Source organism: Halomonas sp. hl-4, from assembly GCF_900215475.1.
In the GTDB taxonomy this organism is placed as follows: domain Bacteria; phylum Pseudomonadota; class Gammaproteobacteria; order Pseudomonadales; family Halomonadaceae; genus Vreelandella.
Map to the genome: position 1 here is coordinate 3673620 of NZ_LT907845.1, position 21736 is coordinate 3695355.

A 21736-nucleotide genomic window follows, 5' to 3' on the forward strand; every position below is an offset into this window, starting at 1 on the left:
TAACGATGACACCGGTATTGGCTTTTGATGTATACGGCACGCTAATTGATACCCAAGGGGTCAAGATGGAACTGGAAAAGCGCCTGGCAACGCCGGATAAAGCGGCCGAATTTGCGCGTCGCTGGCGCGACAAGCAACTGGAATACAGCTTCCGGCACGGCTTGATGGGTGCCTATGTTGCGTTTTCAGAGTGTACCCGCGAAGCCCTGGTATTCACCGACCGCGCACTACAAACCGGGCTTTCAGAGAATGACTATGATCATCTGATGGCGGTGTATGCAGAATTGCCCGCGTTTCCAGATGTGGCACCCGCTCTCGACCAGCTTCGCGATGCCGGTATGCGCTGCGTGGCGTTTTCCAATGGCACGGCCGACGCCGTATCGGCGCTATTGAAACGCGCAGGCGTGGACCAGCACATGGATGACGTCATTAGCGTCGATGAGGTGAAGCGCTTTAAACCCGACCCGGCGGTTTACGCGTTTTTACGTACGCGCTTGGAAACACGCCCGGAACAAACGTGGCTGATTTCCAGCAATCCCTTCGATGTCATCGGGGCAACCCATGCAGGCCTGCGCAGCGCCTGGGTGCGGCGCAGCTCTGATGCCCCCTTCGATCCCTGGGGGATCGAACCCGATATGACGGTTACCGACCTGGAAACATTGGCGGAACGCTTGAACAAATAAATCACCCGCCCAATTAAACAAGGATAAGGAGAGGTTATGCGTATTTCAGCTTTGATCGGCATGGCAGCAGTAGGTGGTGTGTTGAGCCAGCCGCTATTCGCGGCAGGTGATAAGGGAATCGAGCATTTAATGAGCGATACTGACTTCGACACAGTGATTGAGCAGCTCAATGACGCCTTGGATGATAAAGGACTTAACGTCATGGCCACGGTGGACCATGCTGAAAACGCTGCCAATAATGACCTCGAACTGCCTCCAACCACGACCTTTATTTTTGGTAATCCCCAAGCCGGTACGCCGATGATGCAATGCCAGGGCAGTGTTGCGTTGGATCTTCCGCAAAAAATGGTAGTGCGTGAAACCGACGATGGTGTGCGTCTGGAGTGGAACGATCCTCATTACTTGGCTGAACGTCACGGCTTGACGGAGTGCGACCTGCCTCTTGACAACGTGGCGGGCGTGCTACGCGAGGTGGCGGAAAGCGCCGCTCAGTAAAATGGCTAAACATTGTCCAGGAAGCGTGACCAAGCGCATAATAGCCAAGCGTTCAATGACCTAGGATAAAAGCATGTCAGAAAAAATCTACTGTGTTGCTGGTTTTAAACCCAAACCGGGCAAAGAAGAAGCGGTATTCAAAGCGCTTCAGTCGTTAGAGCCGAATGCTCATCGGGAAGATGCCTGCATCCACTACACTGTGACGCGGCAGATTGATAACCCCTTCGCCCAAGGCACCAGTTACCCAATTGTTTTTCATGAGATATGGGCCAGTCGTGAAGAGTTCGAAGCCCACTGTCAGCGCAAGGAAATCCAAGACTTCTTTGCTCTGCACGTTGAATCGCCCGATGGCGATATCGAAGATGCCAACGTATGTGTTTACACGGACGAGCCTTGGAATTTCGACGCACCCAAGGTGTAGCGTAAAGGTGTACAATAAGCCGTAGTGAACATGCAAAACGGAGAGGTGCCAACATGGCCGAGCAAAAAATGAACGTCGAAAGCTTTAACCTGGACCATACCAAGGTAAAAGCGCCCTACATCCGTTTAGCTGATGTCAAAGAAGGCCAGAACGGTGATCGTATTCATAAGTACGACCTGCGTATTTGCCAGCCTAATAAAGGCCATATGGACATGCCAGCGCTGCATTCGTTGGAGCACCTGTTGGCCGAGAAGTCGCGCAACCACTCCGACAAAGTGGTGGACATCAGCCCGATGGGCTGCCAGACAGGCTTCTACATCGCGATGATCAACCACGATGACTACGATGATGTGGTTTCCATTGTTGAGAAAACGCTCAACGATGTGTTGGAAGCCACCGAAGTACCCGCCTGCAACGAAATGCAGTGCGGCTGGGCGGCAAGCCACAGCCTAGAAGGCGCGCAGGAACTTGCGAAAGGCCTGCTGGCCAAACGCAGTGAGTGGACTCAAGTGTTTGCATAATACTTTTCAAGTAAAGCATTAAAGAACGCCGAGCCTTTTTAATAGGCTCGGCGTTTTTATTTAAGTGTAATTTTTCATTAATTAATATGTAGGATAGTTGTGTTAATGGCTTTTTTTGGTGTTTTTTAATTTTTATATAAATGTAATTTTAGGGAAATGCTTCGTTCATTTTTAACCTTCAATATGTTCCTCGAACTCGCTGGGTTCAATACCTTTAAATGAAGAAGTTTTGACTTCTGCGGTCGATATTCTGGGGAACTTATGAAATATCTTTTTTCCAAGCTCGCACTTGTAGCGGCTGTTGCGGCTGCCACCACCACTGCCCAAGCGGAAACCTTTGAAGTGAGTGATAAGACAACACTCTCACTCTTTGGTGCCATCGAATTAAAGTACAACACCGCCGATGAAATATCCGATACCGATGGTTCTACTGAAAGCTCATCGGGCTATGAAGATAATGGCTCCAGTATCGGTTTTGGTGCCGTGCATCGTTTTGACAATGGAATGTCGGGTTACGCAGAAATTGAATTCGAACATGATGCCAATGAATCCGGTGGCGAAGTATTAACCGATAAAGCCTTTGCTGGGCTAATTGGCGACTTCGGTGAAGTACGCGCCGGGCGCTTCGACAGTATTTACACTAACGCCTTCTACGATTTGGTCGACCCCTTTGAAACGGCCAGCTTGAGTGAAGAGTCGGTGATGGAGGAGGACAACCTGATTGCCTACTTCAGTCCCGATTTTAACGGCTTCACGTTCGAGTTACAGGCACGTGTACGCGGCGACCGTGAAAGTGACTCAGGCGAAGATGAAACGGGGTTGGCAGGCGTCGTCAAATACAGTGCTGATAACTGGGCGGTACATGCCGGTGTTGATGATCGTGGTGCCGAGGAGCAGGAAGTTAACGGTGAGTGGGTCACTGAAGAGCCGGTATATGGCCTTGGGGCTTCCGTTGCGCTAACCGAAACCCTGGATGCCGCCGCGCGCATGAGCGTTCAAGAGAACCTGGAAGGCTCTTCTGAGGGTGACGACACCACCTTCTACGGCGCTTCGCTTAACTATAACTACGGTCAGGGTAGTGTCTACGGTGCCATGCAGCAGGTCGATCCGGACGAAGGTGATGATCGTACCGAGTTTGCCGCCGGTGTTAATTACGACGTGGTTGAGAACCTGGTCGTCTACAGCGAATACGGTAGCTACGATCCGGCTGACGATGCCGTTGGCGATATCGACACGCAGTTTGAAGTCGGCGCGATCTACGAATTTTAATTGCCTATCAACCAGGAGATAGTTCCATGCGACAAACGTTAATTGCCCTGGCAACCACTGCTGCGGCCTCGATGCTGGCAACGACGTCGGTTCAAGCCAATGACGATCTCAGCAACGTATGCCCCAATCCTATTCGCATGGCGGATACCGGGATTGAAGGCATGGGACCTTTGGAAGAGGCATTCGGCCCCTTTGCAGAAACATTTGAAGAAACCACTGGGCTTGAGTTGGAAATGTTTAGTCTCAGTAACCGCACGGCAGCAGGCAACGCGCTGCAGTATGACGACGTAGATCTCGTTTTTGGCGGCCCGTCCGAGTTCGTGCTGTTCGAGCGTGAAGGCGACATCGAAATTCTTTTTGCCATTGAGCGCCCTCACTACGGCAGCAGCTTTTTTGTACCCGCTGATAGCGACATCAAGTCGCTTGAAGATCTGGAAGGCAAGCGGGTTGCGCTTAAAGATACCGGCTCAACCAGCGGCCACATCTTCCCCAGCAAAATGTTGGTGGATGCTGGACTAGACCTTGAGCGTGATATGGAAATCATCATGGCAGGCGATGCCCGCATTGCCGCGTTGGTAAATGGTGATGTTGATGCCATGGGTGGCGGCAACCGTGATATTGAAGAAATCGAGGCCATGGACCCGGAAGGTGAATACCGCGTTATTGCCGAAAGTGATGTGTTGCCCGGTGACCCGGTCATCATGCGCGGCTCCCTTGCAGAGGAATGCAAAACGGCGCTTCGCGACACGCTCGAAGCTAACGCCGACGAGCTCTGGGACGCACTGATTTCTACCGAGCGTAATGAAGATAAGTTCCTTAATCGTGATTCTTCAATGGGTTTTGGACGCACTTCTGAAGACTACGAAGTGATTCGCGAAGCTTATGAAGCGGCGGGTATTGACCTCTAATCGGTATTGATCCGTATCTGTAAAAGTAGTTTCTCGCTTACTGTTTCTTTATGGCACATGGAAGTGCCATTTTTAATTTTAGGTGGTAGAGAAGCGATCGCTTAATAGTATTGTAGTATGCAAAGAGGTACCGCAATGAGCGTCATCAATGTGAGTGGATTGCAAAAGCACTATGGCACTACCCATGTATTAAGGGGTGTTGATTTTTCAATAGAGGAAGGCGAATGCGTTATTTTATTAGGTGCTAACGGCTGCGGTAAGTCAACATTGATACGCTGTTTGAATGGCTTGACTAAACCCGATGAAGGTGAGATTAAAGTTAATGAAACGTCACTTGAGGGTTTGTCTAAAAAAGAGTTGCGAAATGTGCGCCGTCGTGTGGGTGTTGTGTTTCAACAGTTTAATTTGGTTCAAAACGTGAGTGTTTTTCAAAATGTATTAAACGGCGCGATGGGCGAAAAGCGGTTTGGATTACTGCAAACGTTATCACCCCTGGCCAGTGATGATATGCGCACTCGAGCAATGAGCTGTTTAGCCCGTGTTGGGCTTGAAGATAAAGCGGGCTCAAACTGTCGGCAGCTTTCCGGTGGGCAGCAACAGCGAGTCGCCATTGCCCGTACCCTCATGCAAAACGCCGACATTGTTATTGCCGACGAACCGGTTGCCAGCTTGGATCCAAAAGCCGGCGGCGAAATCATGGATCTTTTAATAGAAGTCGTTCAAGAGCACAAGCTCACCGTTCTGTGCTCTCTTCACCAGCTAGAGCTTGCCAGTGCTTATGGTGACAGAATCTTAGGGATGAAGGCTGGCCGCATTGAGCTTGACGAGCCGCGCACCTCCATCAATATCGAAACCATGCGGCAACTTTACCAAGGCGACGTAAGAGTCGACAGCCAGACACAACAATCGTCCGTTGAGCAAGCTGTCACAGCGGCCTGAGAGGAATTTTTCCATGCAATCTAAGCGTTTTATGGCAAATATGCCGCCACGTTTTCGAGCGCCTTCCCCCTTTGCGTGGGGATTGGCGATTATTTTCATCGCGTTATTCGTTCAGGGAGTAATGGCGACAGAGATCACCCTGGAAAGGCTATTGAAGGGGGCAGTGAACCTCGCTCACTTTATTGGCCGTGCGTTCCCGCCTAACCCTAAAGACTTGGATACCATTGCTTGGGCGATGTTTGAAACGCTCAATATTGCGATCGTGGGAGTGGTTGTAGGCGTCATTCTGAGCTTACCGTTTGCCCTGTTGGCGGCGCGCAATACCACGCCATCGCCATGGGTACGTAATGTGGTCAAGCTAATGATTGCCACCATGAGGACTATTCCAGACCTTATCTGGGCGCTGATTTTTGTTGTTGCCGTAGGTCTGGGGCCAATGGCTGGGGTATTGGCGATTATGATCGATACCATTGGTTTTGCCGCTCGTTTTTTCTCTGAGCGGATCGAGGAAGTTCACCCAGGCCCCTCAGATGCGCTAACCGCCACGGGGGCAGGGCGTCTTTCTGTTATTGGTGGCGCGATTTTGCCCGAAACCTTTGCTTCGATGACGGCGACAAGTCTTTATAGCGTTGAAAAAGCGCTGCGTTCTGCCGTGACGCTGGGGTTGGTAGGGGCGGGTGGCATCGGCGTGGAACTTGCTGCTGCCATGCGGTTGTTCAATTATGATGAGGCGCTCACCATTATCCTGGTGATTTTGGTGATGGTAATAGCCTTTGAACAGCTTTCAGCGATGATACGTAAGCGGGTGATCTAATGAGCAGCGACGCTAAACGCTTCCAGCACCGGTAAAGCCCAAAGCAGAGCGTTGGAACGGTTAATTTTCCTTGATCACAATGCGATTGCGCCCGGTCTCTTTGGCTTCGTAAAGGCCGGTATCGGCACGTTTAAGTGCCGCCTTAAGCGTGGTTTCCTGAGGCGAGATATGGGTCACCCCGAAAGAAGCAGTAATGTGCAGCGTCTGCTTACCGCCTTCATGCTCGATCGGCACGTGCGTGTTCTCAATAGTGGCTCGTATGCGTTCCGCGATTTGCGATGCTTGGGCAATCGCGGTGTTGGGCAACAGAATGGCGAATTCTTCGCCGCCTACTCGGCATAGCAAATCTTCCTGGCGTAATAGCCCCATCATCACGTGGGTAAAGTGCTTTAGTACTTCATCGCCGGCATCGTGTCCGTATTCGTCATTGATAAGTTTGAAGTGGTCGATATCAATGGCGATAAGGGAGAGTGGTGTGTTGTGTCTAAGCCCGCGAGACATTTCAATCGCAGCTTGGGCCTGCAAGTAGCGGCGGTTGAAAACCCCGGTCAACGGGTCAGTCATCGCTTGGGCACGCAACTTTTCTTCCAGTTGCTTGCGCTCGGTAAGATCGAACACGGTAGCCCTTGAGTGGATAAAGCGCCCCTTGTGCCGATAACCCGACGCATGGATCACCACGTGGCGGCAGCCTCCGTCGCGGGTGGTGAGGGTGCATTCTGCTTCGTCTTGTTTGCCGTTTTTGACGTTAGCAAAGGCCGTATCAAAAGCGTCACGCGTATCAGGGGAGATTACCTCCCGATAGTGAAGCCGGTCGATGACGTCATTAGCTGAGTAACCGAGCCAGTTCAGCTCGGTCTGGTTCATTTTGATGACGATGCAGTCTTCATTAAGCGAATGGTAGCCACAGGGTGCGTTTTCGTATAAATCGCGCACTTCAGCGGCCTGTCGTTGGGTATTATTACGAAGCTTGCGTTGTTGATGGCTGCTAAACGCCCAATAAACGCCGAAGGCCACAGCCGTGGCGTAAATAAGCCCCAAAAACCACAGCACGGTGGTTTCTTGCTTGAATAATGATTTCCAACTGGGCGTCGGAAGGCTCACGCCAAGCACCCAAGGCAAGTTATCGCTGTCGCTAAATATACGCCCGGCCAAGCCCGAGTAGCGTTGTGTGCGTATATCTTCTGTTTGAAAGCCCAGCAAGTGGTTATCGAAGGTCACATAGCCTTCATCTTGGCGTCTGATTAACGGCCATGACTCGCCGGCAGCGCTTGCGAAATTATCACCAAACGAAATATGTGGGAATTGCTGGGTGTCCTGGGTCAGTAACCATCGTCCCTGGGCGTCTGCCAGTAGCACGCTAGCCTTGGGATCAATCTGCATGGACTGATAGAGCGAGCGGGTAAGGTGCTGCCAATTAAGGCTGAGCAGCACGACCCCTTGACGTTCACCCGCTGCATCGAAAATGGGGGTGGCGACATTAACCACGGGGATCATTTCCCCGCTTAACAGCTCATACTGCAGGTTGCGCCCTGGTGGCGATATATATATGTCTCGTTGAAATAGTTCATTGGCTCCTTTGAAGTAATCGGTGTGGGCGTGGTTGTGGTAGCCAAAGCGCGGGTCGGTTTTAGCTCCTTGGGGGGCGCGCAATACTTCGTTGCCCTGGTTATCGATCAGTACAAGCTTGCTGTAGCGGGGGGAATGGCTGATTAATGTGCTTAAAAACGTGGCCAACTGAGATGGGTCTCTATGCGACAACAAGTGATCAATACTTGGTGGTTGAGAGGATAACTGTTGCTGGAGGGTCGGCATTTCTGAGATGGCCAGCGCGTAGTTAAGTGTTTCATTGATGTCGCGGACTAAGGCATCTTCTCCAACCCTTAAAACAGCCTTTGCCTCCGCCTGAATACCGTTCAGGCGCGTCTCCATGTGCATATGCAGCACAGGTAATAAAGTGGACGTTACCAGGATAAGTGGAAGGGTCACGGCCAATAACAAGCGAAGGTAGAGGCGAGGCAAAGTCAATCGCAAGTTGTCCTGTGTCTGGGGAGGCCCTACGTACGATGGCAAGGCTGCTAGTATAGGCGTCAAAGGTCAGGGGAAATATAGATGTGGCATCGTCTTTGAGGGGTTGAACCAACGCAGCGTCAACTGTCCTTACGCCGATGCGCTAGATCGCCATTGACATTGATATACCGTGCCCCTATAAACTCCTGACCACCCATTATCTTAGGCTCTCATGGCTCTTCTCATTACAATTGCCGTACTTTCTATCGGGATTTCTTTTCTGTGTTCTATTTTGGAGGCGGCGTTACTGTCTGTTACGCCTAGCTTCATTGCCAAGCAGAAAGAAGAACAGCCCAAGCTGCACGCATCGTTAACCAAACTGAAAGACAACATCGACCGTCCGTTGGCGGCCATTCTGACGCTTAATACCATTGCGCATACCGTGGGCGCGACCGCTGTGGGTGCCCAGGCAGCCGTTGTATTTGGCGAGTCTTCCATCGGCGTTGTGTCAGCGGTTATGACCATGCTGATTTTGGTACTCTCCGAGATTATTCCCAAAACGCTGGGCGCCACCTACTGGCGAGGCATCTCTCCGATGTTGCCGCGCTTGTTGAATATTATGATCATTATATTGCTGCCGTTTATCTGGATGTCAGAAATGATCACGCGCCGGTTGGGTAAGTCGGAACACGACGTGGATCTGCGCGACGAAATTAAGGTGCTTGCGCGGGTGGGGCTGGAAGAAAAGGTGCTGGACGCCGATGAGGCGCGCACCATCACCAATATGCTTAACCTGCACGATATTCCCGTTAATGATGCAATGACACCACGTACCGTCTGCCAAACGGTATTGCCGCACCTCACCGTGGCAGAATTTGATGAAACCTACGGCGATGCGCCCTTTACCCGCTTCCCGGTGATGGATAACGGCGAACAAGCCTTTGGCTATGTGCATAAGGCGGATATGTACCATGCAGACGAAACCAAAACGATGAAGGAGCTGATGCATCCCATCGCCAGCGTGGATGTTTCACACAATGTTGAGCAAGTGTTTGCCTCAATGCTGCACGACCGGCTGCACATGCGTGTAATTTACGATGAACATGGCACCTTTGTTGGGTTGATCACCCTGGAAGATATTATCGAAACGATACTCGGTCAGGATATTGTTGATGAAACCGATAATGTCGATAACCTGCGAAGCTACGCCAAGCAGGTGTGGTTGAAACGGGTCAAACGAGAAAGAAAGGAAGAGGCCAAGCCGAATACGCCCGATAACGCTTAAGCATAACGGTACTTACCACCATCGACGGCCCTTGGTTTGATAGCCGGGCGTTTTGGTATGATGTTAGTGAGAGCGATTTCCCTGTTGGCTTGCTTAGTACTTTATGTTCTATAGTGAAGGGTCTGAAAGACACATAAAGCATTAGGGCTTTGGCCCAACAGGAGGAAAGCATGTCACTACGTATCAATGCAGTGGTTCCCGATTTCGAAGCCGAGACCAGCCAGGGACCGATTCGCTTCCATGAGTGGATTGGCGATAGCTGGGCGATCCTGTTTTCTCATCCCAAAGACTTTACTCCCGTTTGCACCACCGAGTTTGGTGCCGTTGCCACGCTAAGCGATGAGTGGAAGAAGCGCGATACCAAGGTGCTCGGGGTGTCAGTGGATGGCGTGGAAGACCACAAACGCTGGGGCGACGACATTAAAACCGTCAGCGGCAGCGATGTGGATTTCCCGATCATTGCCGACGACGGGCTGGCCGTCTCTAAGCTTTACGACATGTTGCCGGAAGACGCCTACCTGCCGGATGGCCGAACCCCCGCCGACAGCGCCACAGTGCGTTCAGTATTTATCATCGGGCCGGATAAGCAACTCAAACTGTCGATGACCTATCCGATGACCGTCGGGCGTAACTTTGCTGAAATTCTGCGTGCCTTGGACGCATTACAAGCCACGGCCAAGCACGGCGTCGCAACACCGGCTGACTGGACCGTCGGTCAGGACGTGATTATTCCGCCCAGCGTGTCCGATGAAGACGCCAAGCAAAAATTTGGCGAATACGAGACGATTCTGCCGTATTTGCGCAAAACCACTTTGCGCTAAATGCTGCCAAGAGGTAAATCAAGCCCGCTTTTACGCGGGCTTTTTGCGCTTAGGCTGAGCGGCTAACTTGAGGTCTCAAGGGCAAGCTGCTCAATGGACTGGGAGACATTGCGCGAGCCGCTGAGTATCTCGTTAACAATCTTTTCTATTTCGGTAACGCTGGTTTGGCTGGACTTGCCCTGTTCGATCACCCGCTGCATGGTTTGCGTGGTACGGGCTACCAGATCGGTATTGTCTTTCAGCACGCGGGTAATTTCCTCCACCGCATTGCTGGAACCCTTGGCCAAAAGGCGGACTTCATTGGCCACTACCGCAAACCCCTTGCCCTGTTCACCCGCTCTGGCGGCTTCCACGGCGGCGTTGAGTGAAAGCAAGTTGGTTTGGTTGGCGATATTGGCAATGGCCTCGGTAATGGTGTTGATACTCTTGCCTGTTCGGTAAGCGCAGATACCAACTGCTGAGCCTCAGCAAGCGCCTGAGCGGACTGTTGGGCGTCGTCTATCACTTTTTGCAAATGATTGAGTCCGCTTTGGGCAATCTGTTCGGTTTGAGTGGACGTGCTTTGCGCCGAGACCACGGCGCGTTTGGCACCTTCTGCCTCTGCCACTGAGCGGGTAATGTCGGTGGCAAACTTCACCACTGTTACTACGCGGCCATTGGCGTCTTGAATCGGATTATAGGTGGCCTCTAGCCAAACGCGTTGGCCCTGGGCGTTGCGACGTTCAAATTTGCCTTGCTTATAATCGCCTGCTGCCAGCTCGTCCCAGAAATGTGGGTGAGCCTGATAAAACGTGGGCGGACAAAACATTTCATGATGCGCGCCCACAATCTCCGCTTCACGGTACCCCATGGCCGCCTCAAAGTTAGCGTTCGCCCGGCGTATAACGCCTTCAGGGGAAAATTCGATAACCGCCATAGAGCTGTTAAGTGCCTGAAGTACAGCGTCTTTATGCGCGGCTTGTTGGTGTTTGGCGGTGATGTCATTGGCTACTTTGAACACGCCGATCACACGACCTCGGCGGTTATGAATGGGAAAGTAAGTGGCTTCCAGCCAGATTTCCTCGCCCTGGGAATTGATTCGCTTGAACGTCCCTTGACGGCTTTCTCCCTCGCCCAGCGCCTGCCAAAAAGCGCTGTACGCCCTGGTATTGGCGTCTTCTTCAGCGCAAAAAATGCGATGGTGCTGGCCTTTGATGTCATCAAATGTGTAGCCCACCGCCGCCAAGAAACGCTCGCTAGCGTCGGTAATCGTGCCGTTAGGGGTAAAAGCAATGCAGGCAGTGTGGTGCATCAAGGCACGTCGATGAGCGTTATTACTGTTATTGAATATCATCATTGTCAATCCCGGTATGTGCTGATTCGCCTGGAGGAAGTGGGCGTTATAAGTTTATTTCTTGTATAGATCCTATACAAGAAATAATCAACAGGTATTTTTTGTATGCTTATTTTCTGTTGATGCGACCAATAGCGCATACCTGCCAATAGGCAGACGTTACGAAAGCGAGATTGGGGGGAGACTCAATAGACAGTTTCTAGGGGCAGTGGGGTGTTTTGTTATCTGCTGAGAACCCCATCTGGCTGAACCAGGCTGTGGCGTTGCTGCCTGAGTTGTCGCCGTCGCTCATCAAGGCGACGCCGTCGATGGTTGTCACCGACGCATCAAACAGGGCGGCAAAATCGGCACGGACATCGCGTACCTCGGCGACCCATTCGCCCACCTTCGAGGTCCCGCCTTGCAGGGCCATCAGTTCGGCGCGGTCGGTAAATGCATTGGTCCAGGTGCTGCCTGCGTCCTGCGTCGATGACCAGACATAGTTGACGGATTGAACTTGCCAGGGCAACAGGCCTGTCTTGCGCGCCACATAGACGCGAGCAGGGTAGTCGTCGCCCGCCTTGGTGGTCTCGTTGAGCCCTTGATAGGTGGTGTCAACCTGCCAGCACCAATGCAGGTAGGGTGTTTCATCGAGGTTGATTTCGCGCTCCAGATAGCGGGCAGATGCCTGGCCCTGCGACTGGGCTTCAAGCACCTCGGTGCCGTCTTTCTCGACAATCCTGTAGCGCGTCTCACCGTCAAAGCTGCGGGTGGGCCAGGACATGATTTGATTGGGTGTTAACGAGATATCCGCCATTGCCAAACTGCTGAAGATCAGTGAGCCAACGATAACCACAGCGCCTTTAAGTGGACGCATAGCGTGACTCCTAGTCATCGGTTGTCGGTGGCGTTTTCAACGCAGCAGGATGGTGTTCACCAATGGTGTGCAGCAGATCGAACTGACGCGCGCAAGCCCGGCAGGGACCACACATGGAAAGATGAAAACGTAGCGCTGTTCTTTCCCGAAAGGTGAGCGCTCTGTCTTGCTTTAGTGACATCAAGCGTGTGGCTTCACGGCACATCATCATGGCAGACTCCTCAACGGCTTAACCAGTCGCGTCCCAGACACTCCCGCAAGCGTAACCGTGCACGGTGTAAGATAACCCAACAATTTGTTTCCGTAATGCCGATTTCCTTACAGATGTCATCAGTCGAAAGCCCCATTAATTCACGCAATGCAAATACCCGCGCGATGGTATCCGGTAAGGCGAGTAAACAGGCATCAAATACCTGCCAGAAGCGTTCATTTTCTAATACATGTTCTGGCTCACCCCAGGCGCTAGGCCGAGCGGCGGGCTGCCAATGGCCATTGTGCTGAAATAATCGATCAAGCGTGTCGTCGTCCATATCCTGATCGATAGGATGCCAAGTTCCCTGGCGACGCTGCTGACGAAGTTGATCAAGAAGCTTGAATTTTAAAATGCCAAACACCCAGGTTTCGAATTCAGAGCGACCCTCAAAAGAGGCGCGCTTTTCAAACGCTGTCAGCATGGCGTCTTGAACGATGTCTTCCGCAAGAGAAGCGTCGCGCAGTTGCAAACGCGCAAAGGCAACGAGTCGGGGGCGTAGTGCCGTGAAGTGCGTGGCCGCTTGATCAGCAGTGAAAGACACATTCTTCCCTTACGTTTTGCGATCTCCCCAAGTGGGGCCTGGGGAGACTGGTTGGTTAAACGGACGCTTCCCACGGGCTTAGGCGGGTTTTGGCATAAATGCTATCCAGTGTCAGATAGGCTTCGAGTAGGATGGGTGGCTCCGCCATTATGGCAAATATATTGGGTAGAAAACCCATCTTCTTTTCTGCTGCTTGAAGTTTTTCCTGTGCGGCTTTCGGCGCGCTATTGACGGTATGTAACTGAAAATCGGTCATTCCAACTTCCTTCGGGTTGAGCAAAGTGTGATACGCCTTTGGCTGCATTGCGACTCAATAATTATGGAACAAATAGTTCAAAAATAACACTATCGATTTTCCAACGCCGGTACCAACAAGCTGGAGTGGCTTTTAGTCGACTGATGGCATCTGCTCCACAATGCCCCTCGCAGCATGTTAAATTATCCACATATAGTGATTCCCCCCATCCGCGGGTGGGATATATGGCCCAAGAGTGGTGTAAATGACCATCGGCAGACCCTTACAGCATCAGCCAGAGGTAGCGCTAAAGGCCGCCATTCAAACGTTTTGGCGCTCTGGCTACTATCACACCTCAATGCGGGATTTGCTTGACGCCATGGCGTTGTCCCGCAGCAGTTTGTATCAAGCGTTCGGTAATAAAGAGGCGCTATTTTTGCTGGCGCTTAAAAATTATCGTGAAGAACTGCTGGCGAACCTGACCGAACAGTTGAATGCCTCGCCAGATGCGTGGTCATTTGTTGAACAGCTGTTGACGTCAGCCGCCGATACTCAGAGCGAACAGGCATCGCTTGGCTGTTTGTTATTCAATTCCGCCACCGAGCTTGGCGGTGAGGATTCACTGCCCGCGCAAACCGCTCGCGATAGCGTGGCGAGCATTACGGCTTTCTTTCATGACGTGATCAAGCGTGCTCAGCGTGAGGGTAGTATTGCTGAGGCACGTGATACACAAAGCGCTGCACAGTTTTTGACATTGTCCATGTCGGGGTTGCGACTCTTAATGAAGAGCGGGGCCTCAACACAGCAAGCGCAAGACACCGTCGACTATATCCTGCGGGGGTTACGCTAGCGTTGACCCTGCAAGCGTATGACGTCTTTTCTGATACAAGGCCATCTTGACGCATGGAAAATACATTTTTATTAGGCTTCTTGGGTAGCCTGATTGCGGGGTCATTGACCGCTGTTGGCGCGCTGCCGGTATTGCTGGGCAAAACCCCTGACCGCGGGTTTCGTGACCTCGCGCTGGGTTTTGCCGCCGGTGTAATGCTGGCGGCGTCGTTCTTCTCGCTGATCATTCCAGCGCTGGACGCCGCCGAAATCTATTACGCGGGTGGGCCGGTGCCTGCCGCCATCGTATGCGCGGCGATTCTGTTGGGCATGGGCGCGATTGCGCTGCTTAATGAACGCCTGCCCCACGAGCATTTCCAGCAGGGCCGCGAAGGCCCCGAAGCCGCTTCGCTGCGTCGGGTATGGCTGTTCGTGTTTGCCATTGCCATTCACAACCTGCCCGAAGGCATGGCGGTGGGCGTGGGGTTCGGCGCCAACGGCCTGGAGGGCGGCATGCCGCTGGCCATGGGGATTGGGCTGCAAAACATGCCGGAAGGGCTGGCCGTGGCGATTGCGTTAATGGGCGAGGGGTATTCGCGGGTTCGCTCGTGGACGATCGCCGCGCTCACCGGGTTGATCGAGCCCATCGGTGGCCTGTTCGGTGCCAGCATCATCAGCGTATCGCAGATATTGCTGCCCTGGGGCATGGCCTTTGCCGCCGGGGCGATGCTCTATGTGATCAGCCATGAAATCATTCCCGAGACGCACCGCTGCGGGCACCAGAAGAAGGCTACGTTTGGTCTGGCCATTGGCCTTGTGATCATGCTGTTCCTCGACGTGTGGCTGGGGGCGTAACGCGCCGCCGCCTTAACGTAGCGCCTCCGCGCCGCCATGGGCGGCATCGTGGCTGCACAGCCGGTGGTCGCTCAACACCTCGATAATCCGGCACTGGGCGACACTGTCGCCGTCGCACTGGGCAACCGTGCGCTTCAGTTCGTCGCGCAGAACCATCAACCGCTGAATGCGCGACTCCACCTCCGCCAGGTGTCGGCGTGCCAGTTGATCGACCTGGTCGCACGGCTGGCTGGGGTGGTCGGCCATGTCGAGTAACTCCCGCACGGCCTCCACCGAGAAGCCGAAATCCCGCGCGTGGCGAATAAACATCAGCCGCTGCACCGTTGCCTCGCTGTAACGCCGCTGGTTGCCTTCATTGCGCAAGGCGTCGGGCAGCAATCCAATTTGCTCGTAATAGCGCACGGTTTCAGGCTTGCAGTGGGTTCGGCTGGCGAGTTCACCGATGCCAATCGTGTCGGTCTTGGGCGTGTGGGTCATGGCTTGAACCTCTAGTGACTACAGGTATTACGCTAAACACACGATAGCCGACCGGGAAGGACGATGCCATGACCACTCGCCAGCAAAACACCCGCGATACCGCCCGTCTCAACGTTCAGGGAATGGACTGTGGCGGCTGCGAGCGCAAGGTGGAATCTGCACTTGAAGGGCTGTCCCAGGTCGAGCAGGTCAGCGCCTCGAGCATGAGCGGCACGGTAAGTGTGACCGGTTATGTCGGTCAAGCGCTGGACCACGACGCCCTGTCGCGAACGCTTGCAAAAATCGGCTACCCCGTGGTGGACACCTCGCCCACAGCGTCATCGACGCCGCCCTGGTGGGGCTCGGCAAAAGGGCGGCTGGTATTGGTCAGCGGCGCTTTGCTGGTGATTGCGTGGCTGTTGGCCTGGCGCTTGCCAGAAGTAGGTGCCTGGCCATTCATATTGGCCACGCTGGTCGGTTGGGTGCCGATCGGGCAAGCCGCCTGGCGCTCGCTGCGAATGGGCAATCCGCTGACCATTGAAATGCTGATGACCATCGCGGCACTGGGAGCATTAGCCATTGGGGCCGCAGCAGAGGCCGCGGTGGTGGTGTTTTTGTTTGCCGTTGGTGAGCTGCTTGAAGGCGTAGCCGCCGGGCAGGCGCGTCGTCGCATTGCGGCCCTTGCCAACCTCGCCCCCTCAACGGCTCGCTTACTTGAGGGCGACGCCATCCGCGATGTACCGGCGGACGCGTTAACGCCTGGTCAGCGGGTCCTGGTGCGGCCGGGGGACCGCGTGCCCTGCGACGGGCGAATTGTAACGGGGGCGTCGCACCTCGACGAATCGCCCATCAACGGCGAGTCTGTTCCCCGGCAACGGGCAGTCGGCGAGGATATCTGGGCGGGCACGGTCAACCTCGACGCGGCGTTAGAGGTAGAGGTAACCCGTGGCGCCGCCGACAATACCATTGCCCGGATTATTCATCTGGTAGAAGAGGCGCAGGCCGCTAAAGCGCCCGTGGCCCGCTTTATCGACCGGTTTGCCCGTTGGTACATGCCGTTGGTGGTGGGGGTGGCACTACTTGTGGCAGTGGTGCCGCCCTGGCTGACCGGGCTTGCCTGGTCAGAGTCGGTCTATCGGGCATTGGCGCTGTTGTTAATCGCCTGCCCGTGCGCGCTAGTGATCTCGACGCCGGCGGCCATTGCTGCGGGGCTTTCAACCGCAGCACGACGTGGGTTGTTGATCAAAGGCGGCGCCGTACTTGAACAGCTGGGTAAGCTCCAGCGCGTGGCGGTGGATAAAACCGGCACCCTGACCGCAGGTGCCCCCAGCGTGACCGACGTGGAAGGCTGGGACGAGCCGAGTGAGCAAGAAATTGTACGATTGGCCGCCGCGCTGGAGCAGGACTCCAATCACCCGGTGGCGAAGGCCATTGTGCAGCATGCCCAAAAGCTGGGCTTGTCGCTGGGTAGGGCGTCTGAAAGCCAAGCCCAGGCCGGGCAGGGCGTCAGCGGTCGGTTTGAAGGTCGCGCGTTAACCCTGGTGAGTCCGCGCCACTGGCGAGGCACTCAATCCCAGCAGGCATGCATTGCTGCGCTTGAGGCGCAGGGCAAAACGGTGGTCCTGCTGCTGGATGGCGAGTGTGCTTTGGGCGTTGTGGCGTTGCGCGACGAGCCTCGTGAGGATACGCCCGCGGCAATTGCAGCACTTAACCGCTTGGGGGTTAGCGTGGTGATGCTCAGTGGTGATAACGCGCGTACGGTGGCAGCGATGGGTGAGCAGCTTGGTATTGACGCCGAGGGCGAACTGATGCCCGAGGGCAAAGCCCAGCGCGTACGCGACTGGCAGGCGCAAGGGCTTGGCCCAGTGGGTAAAGTCGGTGACGGCATCAATGATGCTCCCGCCTTGGCCGCAGCGGATGTGGGGATTGCCATGGGCGGCGGTACTGACGTGGCCCTGGAAACCGCGGATGCAGCATTGCTGAAAAATCGCGTGATGGGGGTTGCCGAACTAATAGCGCTGTCGCGGGCGACGTTGCGTAACGTCAAGACCAACGTAGCGTTGGCGCTGGGTTTCAAGGCGTTGTTTTTGGTGTCTACCGTGCTGGGCATCACCGGCATGTGGGTCGCGGTAATGGCCGATACTGGTGCTACCGTGCTGGTGACGCTTAACGCGATGCGTCTGTTGGGCTATCGATTCCGCTCACCGGCCGTTACCGAGGACCGGTGAGCGGAAGCTGACTTACCGGCCGACGTAATCTACCAGTGCTTCAGCAAATGTATCGGTGGTGCCGGTGCCGCCCATATCGGGGGTGACCATATCGCGACGATTTTCCAGCACGTCACGAATCCCCTTGCGGATGGCGGTGGCTTTCTCGTCCATGTTCAGGTGGTCGAGCATTTGCGCAGCGGCTAACAGCAGCGCGCAGGGGTTGGCAATCTTTTTGCCTTCGATATCCGGTGCTGAGCCGTGCACGGCTTCGAAAATGGCCGCTTTTTCGCCAATGTTGGCGCCCGGTGCCAGACCTAACCCGCCGACCAGACCCGCACACAGGTCAGACATGATGTCGCCAAACAGGTTGGTGGTCACTACCACATCGAACTGGTGTGGGTTCATGACCAGTTGCATGCAAGCGTTATCGACGATCATTTCCTGGAATTCGATATCGGGATATTCCTCGGCGATTTCCCGGGCAACATCCAGGAAGAGCCCTGAACTGGTCTTAATAATGTTGGCTTTGTGCACCGCCGTGACTTTCTTGCGGCCATTGTTTTTGGCCAATTCGAAGGCGTAACGCACAATGCGCTCGGAGCCTTTGCGGGTCACCTTGATGACCGACAGCGCGGTGTCGCCATCATCGGTATATTCCTGACCATCGGCGAGGTAAGCACCTTCGGTGTTTTCCCGAACGGTGATCATGTCGATATCGTCGTAGCGCGAACGCGTGCCGGGAAAACTGATGGCGGGGCGCACATTGGCGTAAAGGTCAAAATGACGGCGAAGCTGAACGTTGATGGAAGAGAAGCCTTTGCCAATCGGCGTGGTCAGCGGACCTTTGAGCGCAATGCCATGTTTCTCAATGGTATCCAGTGATTCCTGGGGAATCAGCGTGCCGTGTTTTTCCAATGCGCCCAGCCCAGCGTCGATAAATTCGTACTCCAAGCCACAATCCAGGGCGTCTAGCACGCGTAGCGTGGCGTCCATGATTTCGGGGCCGATACCGTCGCCTTTGATCACTGCTATGGAATGGCTCATTTACTGCTCCTCTGCTCGGCGGATTGCCGCTTCAACGTGGAAAGTTGGGACTCGATCAGTCGATATTCTCGCTGTAATGGTACGCCAAAGCGGTCAGGTTGGGCACCCTGCGGTGGTCGAACATGCTGCTTTACTGATGGTTGTCAAAGCTCGCTGTGAGTGAACGACGGGTGCAGCGTCGTAAAATTACTGTTAGAATCCTGCGCCTTCTGCCATGGCCTTTGACGTGCCGATGGCGAGCCTATTGATTAATATGCGTGTCAACACAGTGACTCTTATTATGATGTTACCGGCATTTGCCACCTCAGGGCTGATGACTCCACCCTAGGTTTCCCTTCCTATCTCTTACGTATGGCACCTTCACTCGGCTGTCATCGCCCGACGGTATCCTTGCATACCGCCTTTGCTATGTCCTGGCGTCAGCGTACGTCGATCTCTCAAGCAGTATCTTGTATGACCCAAGCGCTTCACGTGCCGCTGTCGGGCGTTTTACGCCCAACGCGTGCGGCCTGTCGTTAACCTTCAACTATGGACCCCCGCATGTACGAAAAATTTAAACAGTCTTGGCTCTCGAACCTGAAGGGCGACACCCTGGCGGGTATCGTGGTGGCGCTCGCCCTGATTCCCGAGGCGATCGCCTTCTCCATCATTGCGGGGGTCGACCCCAAGGTCGGCCTTTACGCCTCCTTTGCGATCTGTGTGATTATCGCCTTCACCGGCGGGCGCTCGGGCATGATCTCGGCCGCCACGGGGGCCATGGCGCTTTTGATGATTACGCTGGTCAAAGAGCATGGCCTTGAATACTTGCTGGCCGCCACGCTGTTGACCGGCGTACTACAGATTATTGCGGGATATCTAAAACTTGCCGACCTGATGCGCTTTGTTTCGCGCTCGGTGGTCACGGGGTTCGTGAACGCCCTGGCGATTCTCATCTTCATGGCCCAGCTGCCGGAACTGACCGATGTGACCTGGCACGTTTACGCCATGACGGCGGCGGGTCTGGCGATTATCTACGGCTTCCCCTATGTGCCGGTAATCGGTAAAACGATTCCTTCGCCGTTGGTATGTATCGTGGTACTTACCGTTGTGTATCTCATCACTGGTATGGAAATCCGCAGCGTCGGCGATATGGGTGAACTGCCCGATAGCCTGCCTGTGTTCCTATGGCCGCAGGTGCCGCTGAACGTCGAAACGCTCATGATTATTCTACCTTATTCATTAATGCTGACGATCGTTGGGCTATTAGAGTCAATGATGACCGCGACGATCATTGATGATTTGACCGATACCAAGAGCGATAAAAACCGTGAGTGCAAAGGCCAGGGCATTGCCAATATCGGCTCTGGTTTGATCGGTGGCATGGCGGGCTGTGCGATGATCGGCCAGTCGGTGATCAACGTTAAATCCGGCGGCCGTCGGCGTACCTCGACCCTGATTGCCGGTGTGGCGCTATTGCTGATGGTCGTGTTCCTTGCCGACTGGGTCTCGCAGATCCCTATGGCAGCGCTGGTCGCGGTGATGATCATGGTGTCGGTGGGTACCTTTAGCTGGGAGTCGATTCGCGACCTCAAGAAACATCCGATGAGCACCAATATTGTGATGGTGGCGACCGTGGCGGTCACCGTGGGCACCCACAACCTGGCCATTGGCGTCTTCGTAGGCGTGCTGCTGGCGGCGATGTTCTTCGCCAACAAGGTCGGCAACATCATGTACATCGGCTCGACGGAAGTCACCCCGGGTAGTGAGCGCGAATACCAGGTCGTGGGTCAGGTGTTCTTTGCGTCCTCCGAGCGCTTTATCGAAGCGTTTGATTTCAAGGAAAGCATCGACAAGGTCACCATCAATCTCTCCCGGGCACACTTCTGGGATATTACCGCTGTTCAGGCGCTGGACCGCGTGGTGATCAAGTTCCGGCGTGAGGGTGCCGAGGTTGAATTGATTGGCCTCAACGAAGCCAGTGCCACTGTGGTCGACCGCTACGCCGTGCATGACGACCCCGTCGCGGTGGAAAAACTCATGGGCGGCCACTAACCAGCAAGGAGTGCACAATGTCTGATCAATTTTCAATGTCCGGTCAAGTGCTAGCCGCTATCGACGGCTCTCAGTTTTCAGAAAGTGTCTGCGATTACGCGGCCTGGGCCAGCCAAGCACTGGGTGCACCGCTGGTGTTTGTTCACGTGGTGGACAACCATTCGCAACCCCCCGAAGACGCCAATTTATCCGGTAGCTTGCGCCTTGGCGCGCGGGAAAAGCTCATGGAAGAGCTTTCTGACCTTGACGAGCAGCGCGCAAAGATAAATCGCGAGCAAGGTAAGTTGATGCTCGAAGCGGCCAAGGCGCGCGCCATTGAAGACGGCACCGACGAACCCACGACGCGTCAACGTAATGGCACCTTGGTTGAAACCTTGGTAGAGCTTGAAAGCGACGTGCGGTTGCTGGTGATGGGCAAGCGCGGCGAAACTGCCGACCAGGCCAGCGGCCATCTGGGTTCAAACCTTGAGCGCGTGGTGCGCGAAATGCACCGGCCGATTCTAATGGTGCCGCGCGGCGGCTTTAAAACCCCGGAAAAGGTCATGATGGCGTTCGACGGCAGCAAGACAGCGCGGAAGGGTATTGAAATGCTCGCCAAGAGCCCGCTGTTCAGCGGCATTGCCTGTCATGTGGTCATCGTCGGTGCCGATACCGCCGAGAACAGCTCGCAACTCGAGTGGGCGTTATCCACGCTGCGCGAGGCCGGCCACGAGGCCGAAGGGGCGATTCGCGCCGGCGAAGTGGAAGCCACGCTGCATGCCTACGCCAAAGACAATGACATCGACATGATGATCATGGGGGCCTACGGCCATTCGCGCATACGCCACTTGCTGGTTGGCAGTACAACCACTGACATGCTGCGCAAGAGCACTATTCCGGTGCTCATATTGCGCTAAGCGCCGCTCAGGCCGGCCCGTTTCTCGACGGGCCG

The 21736-nt window shown here is 54.5% G+C and carries 23 protein-coding genes and 1 pseudogene; 15 read left to right on the forward strand and 9 right to left on the reverse strand.

Annotated features, from left to right (window positions below; genetic code table 11):
- The first annotated feature begins 5 nt into the window (after nt 1–5).
- The 8 genes from CPH17_RS17225 (at nt 6) to phnE (ending at nt 6050) form a co-directional block, all read left to right on the forward strand.
- Nucleotides 6–683, forward strand: coding sequence for a haloacid dehalogenase type II (locus CPH17_RS17225; RefSeq protein WP_074395443.1), 678 nt, complete (start codon nt 6–8; stop codon nt 681–683).
- A 36-nt stretch (nt 684–719) separates the two neighbouring features.
- Nucleotides 720–1178, forward strand: a complete 459-nt coding sequence (locus CPH17_RS17230; RefSeq protein WP_074395444.1) for a DUF302 domain-containing protein — start codon at nt 720–722, stop codon at nt 1176–1178.
- Between the two features lie 73 nt (nt 1179–1251).
- Nucleotides 1252–1599 (forward strand): putative quinol monooxygenase, encoded by a 348-nt coding sequence (locus CPH17_RS17235; protein WP_074395445.1) that lies wholly within the window; start codon nt 1252–1254, stop codon nt 1597–1599.
- 53 nt (nt 1600–1652) lie between these two features.
- Nucleotides 1653–2120, forward strand: coding sequence for an S-ribosylhomocysteine lyase (locus CPH17_RS17240; RefSeq protein WP_074395446.1), 468 nt, complete (start codon nt 1653–1655; stop codon nt 2118–2120).
- Between the two features lie 261 nt (nt 2121–2381).
- The gene (locus CPH17_RS17245; RefSeq protein WP_096300499.1) at nt 2382–3389 is read left to right on the forward strand and encodes a porin; all 1008 of its coding nucleotides are present in this window, start codon (nt 2382–2384) and stop codon (nt 3387–3389) included.
- A 26-nt stretch (nt 3390–3415) separates the two neighbouring features.
- Nucleotides 3416–4297 (forward strand): phosphate/phosphite/phosphonate ABC transporter substrate-binding protein, encoded by an 882-nt coding sequence (gene phnD / locus CPH17_RS17250; RefSeq protein WP_074395448.1) that lies wholly within the window; start codon nt 3416–3418, stop codon nt 4295–4297.
- Nucleotides 4298–4432: 135 nt separating this feature from the next.
- Nucleotides 4433–5236, forward strand: coding sequence for a phosphonate ABC transporter ATP-binding protein (gene phnC, locus CPH17_RS17255; protein WP_096300501.1), 804 nt, complete (start codon nt 4433–4435; stop codon nt 5234–5236).
- A 13-nt stretch (nt 5237–5249) separates the two neighbouring features.
- Nucleotides 5250–6050 (forward strand): phosphonate ABC transporter, permease protein PhnE, encoded by an 801-nt coding sequence (gene phnE / locus CPH17_RS17260; protein WP_074395450.1) that lies wholly within the window; start codon nt 5250–5252, stop codon nt 6048–6050.
- A gap of 60 nt (nt 6051–6110) precedes the next feature.
- Here the strand turns inward: phnE and CPH17_RS17265 are convergent, their stop codons facing one another.
- On the reverse strand, nt 6111–8075 hold the full coding sequence (locus tag CPH17_RS17265; protein ID WP_096300503.1) for a diguanylate cyclase: 1965 nt from the start codon (nt 8073–8075) through the stop codon (nt 6111–6113).
- A gap of 214 nt (nt 8076–8289) precedes the next feature.
- Here CPH17_RS17265 and CPH17_RS17270 point away from each other — a divergent pair, with 214 nt between their 5' ends.
- The gene (locus tag CPH17_RS17270; RefSeq protein WP_074395452.1) at nt 8290–9342 is read left to right on the forward strand and encodes a CNNM domain-containing protein; all 1053 of its coding nucleotides are present in this window, start codon (nt 8290–8292) and stop codon (nt 9340–9342) included.
- Between the two features lie 170 nt (nt 9343–9512).
- The gene (locus tag CPH17_RS17275) at nt 9513–10163 is read left to right on the forward strand and encodes a peroxiredoxin (protein WP_074395453.1); all 651 of its coding nucleotides are present in this window, start codon (nt 9513–9515) and stop codon (nt 10161–10163) included.
- 62 nt (nt 10164–10225) lie between these two features.
- Here CPH17_RS17275 and CPH17_RS20440 read toward each other — a convergent pair.
- The 6 genes and pseudogenes from CPH17_RS20440 to CPH17_RS17300 all read right to left on the reverse strand — a co-directional run.
- Nucleotides 10226–10564 (reverse strand): annotated as a pseudogene (locus tag CPH17_RS20440) (methyl-accepting chemotaxis protein); the annotation flags it as partial.
- Nucleotides 10471–11499, reverse strand: a complete 1029-nt coding sequence (locus CPH17_RS20315) for a PAS domain-containing protein (protein ID WP_157742967.1) — start codon at nt 11497–11499, stop codon at nt 10471–10473. The pseudogene CPH17_RS20440 and the gene CPH17_RS20315, both read right to left, overlap by 94 nt.
- A gap of 196 nt (nt 11500–11695) precedes the next feature.
- Nucleotides 11696–12352 (reverse strand): DUF3047 domain-containing protein, encoded by a 657-nt coding sequence (locus CPH17_RS17285; protein WP_231896509.1) that lies wholly within the window; start codon nt 12350–12352, stop codon nt 11696–11698.
- A 10-nt stretch (nt 12353–12362) separates the two neighbouring features.
- Nucleotides 12363–12563: a zf-HC2 domain-containing protein gene (locus CPH17_RS17290; RefSeq protein WP_074395455.1), complete on the reverse strand. Its 201-nt coding sequence runs from the start codon at nt 12561–12563 to the stop codon at nt 12363–12365.
- A 10-nt stretch (nt 12564–12573) separates the two neighbouring features.
- Nucleotides 12574–13146, reverse strand: a complete 573-nt coding sequence (locus CPH17_RS17295) for a sigma-70 family RNA polymerase sigma factor (protein WP_074395456.1) — start codon at nt 13144–13146, stop codon at nt 12574–12576.
- A gap of 55 nt (nt 13147–13201) precedes the next feature.
- Entirely contained in the window at nt 13202–13402 is a 201-nt protein-coding gene (locus CPH17_RS17300) for a hypothetical protein (RefSeq protein ID WP_197668827.1), read from the reverse strand.
- 244 nt (nt 13403–13646) lie between these two features.
- On the opposite strand from CPH17_RS17300, the gene CPH17_RS17305 reads away from it, so the two are divergent.
- Entirely contained in the window at nt 13647–14231 is a 585-nt protein-coding gene (locus tag CPH17_RS17305) for a TetR/AcrR family transcriptional regulator (protein WP_096300505.1), read from the forward strand.
- 53 nt (nt 14232–14284) lie between these two features.
- Nucleotides 14285–15064 carry a ZIP family metal transporter gene (locus CPH17_RS17310; RefSeq protein ID WP_096300507.1) on the forward strand — a complete coding sequence of 260 codons (780 nt, stop codon included), beginning with the start codon at nt 14285–14287 and terminating at the stop codon, nt 15062–15064.
- 12 nt (nt 15065–15076) lie between these two features.
- On the opposite strand, the gene CPH17_RS17315 is transcribed toward CPH17_RS17310, so the two are convergent.
- Complete coding sequence (locus CPH17_RS17315; protein WP_096300509.1) at nt 15077–15541, reverse strand: MerR family transcriptional regulator; 465 nt, start codon at nt 15539–15541, stop codon at nt 15077–15079.
- Between the two features lie 68 nt (nt 15542–15609).
- Here CPH17_RS17315 and CPH17_RS17320 point away from each other — a divergent pair, with 68 nt between their 5' ends.
- A complete protein-coding gene (locus CPH17_RS17320) occupies nt 15610–17748 on the forward strand; it encodes a heavy metal translocating P-type ATPase (protein WP_096300511.1) in 2139 nt (712 codons plus the stop codon).
- A 12-nt stretch (nt 17749–17760) separates the two neighbouring features.
- Here the strand turns inward: CPH17_RS17320 and CPH17_RS17325 are convergent, their stop codons facing one another.
- Nucleotides 17761–18774, reverse strand: a complete 1014-nt coding sequence (locus CPH17_RS17325; RefSeq protein ID WP_096300513.1) for an isocitrate dehydrogenase — start codon at nt 18772–18774, stop codon at nt 17761–17763.
- Between the two features lie 540 nt (nt 18775–19314).
- On the opposite strand from CPH17_RS17325, the gene CPH17_RS17330 reads away from it, so the two are divergent.
- Both CPH17_RS17330 and CPH17_RS17335 read left to right on the forward strand, forming a co-directional pair.
- Nucleotides 19315–20805, forward strand: coding sequence for a SulP family inorganic anion transporter (locus CPH17_RS17330; RefSeq protein WP_074395462.1), 1491 nt, complete (start codon nt 19315–19317; stop codon nt 20803–20805).
- Between the two features lie 35 nt (nt 20806–20840).
- Entirely contained in the window at nt 20841–21701 is an 861-nt protein-coding gene (locus tag CPH17_RS17335) for a universal stress protein (protein WP_096300980.1), read from the forward strand.
- The last annotated feature ends 35 nt before the right edge of the window (nt 21702–21736 follow it).

Coding starts and splice junctions, on each gene's coding strand:
- CPH17_RS17225 (WP_074395443.1), top strand. CDS start 6: ATGACACCGGTATTGGCTTTTGATGTATACGGCACGCTAATTGATACC.
- CPH17_RS17230 (WP_074395444.1), top strand. CDS start 720: ATGCGTATTTCAGCTTTGATCGGCATGGCAGCAGTAGGTGGTGTGTTG.
- CPH17_RS17235 (WP_074395445.1), top strand. CDS start 1,252: ATGTCAGAAAAAATCTACTGTGTTGCTGGTTTTAAACCCAAACCGGGC.
- CPH17_RS17240 (WP_074395446.1), top strand. CDS start 1,653: ATGGCCGAGCAAAAAATGAACGTCGAAAGCTTTAACCTGGACCATACC.
- CPH17_RS17245 (WP_096300499.1), top strand. CDS start 2,382: ATGAAATATCTTTTTTCCAAGCTCGCACTTGTAGCGGCTGTTGCGGCT.
- phnD (WP_074395448.1), top strand. CDS start 3,416: ATGCGACAAACGTTAATTGCCCTGGCAACCACTGCTGCGGCCTCGATG.
- phnC (WP_096300501.1), top strand. CDS start 4,433: ATGAGCGTCATCAATGTGAGTGGATTGCAAAAGCACTATGGCACTACC.
- phnE (WP_074395450.1), top strand. CDS start 5,250: ATGCAATCTAAGCGTTTTATGGCAAATATGCCGCCACGTTTTCGAGCG.
- CPH17_RS17270 (WP_074395452.1), top strand. CDS start 8,290: ATGGCTCTTCTCATTACAATTGCCGTACTTTCTATCGGGATTTCTTTT.
- CPH17_RS17275 (WP_074395453.1), top strand. CDS start 9,513: ATGTCACTACGTATCAATGCAGTGGTTCCCGATTTCGAAGCCGAGACC.
- CPH17_RS20315 (WP_157742967.1), bottom strand. CDS start 11,499: ATGATGATATTCAATAACAGTAATAACGCTCATCGACGTGCCTTGATG.
- CPH17_RS17285 (WP_231896509.1), bottom strand. CDS start 12,352: ATGCGTCCACTTAAAGGCGCTGTGGTTATCGTTGGCTCACTGATCTTC.
- CPH17_RS17290 (WP_074395455.1), bottom strand. CDS start 12,563: ATGATGATGTGCCGTGAAGCCACACGCTTGATGTCACTAAAGCAAGAC.
- CPH17_RS17300 (WP_197668827.1), bottom strand. CDS start 13,402: ATGACCGATTTTCAGTTACATACCGTCAATAGCGCGCCGAAAGCCGCA.
- CPH17_RS17305 (WP_096300505.1), top strand. CDS start 13,647: ATGACCATCGGCAGACCCTTACAGCATCAGCCAGAGGTAGCGCTAAAG.
- CPH17_RS17310 (WP_096300507.1), top strand. CDS start 14,285: ATGGAAAATACATTTTTATTAGGCTTCTTGGGTAGCCTGATTGCGGGG.
- CPH17_RS17315 (WP_096300509.1), bottom strand. CDS start 15,541: ATGACCCACACGCCCAAGACCGACACGATTGGCATCGGTGAACTCGCC.
- CPH17_RS17320 (WP_096300511.1), top strand. CDS start 15,610: ATGACCACTCGCCAGCAAAACACCCGCGATACCGCCCGTCTCAACGTT.
- CPH17_RS17325 (WP_096300513.1), bottom strand. CDS start 18,774: ATGAGCCATTCCATAGCAGTGATCAAAGGCGACGGTATCGGCCCCGAA.
- CPH17_RS17330 (WP_074395462.1), top strand. CDS start 19,315: ATGTACGAAAAATTTAAACAGTCTTGGCTCTCGAACCTGAAGGGCGAC.
- CPH17_RS17335 (WP_096300980.1), top strand. CDS start 20,841: ATGTCCGGTCAAGTGCTAGCCGCTATCGACGGCTCTCAGTTTTCAGAA.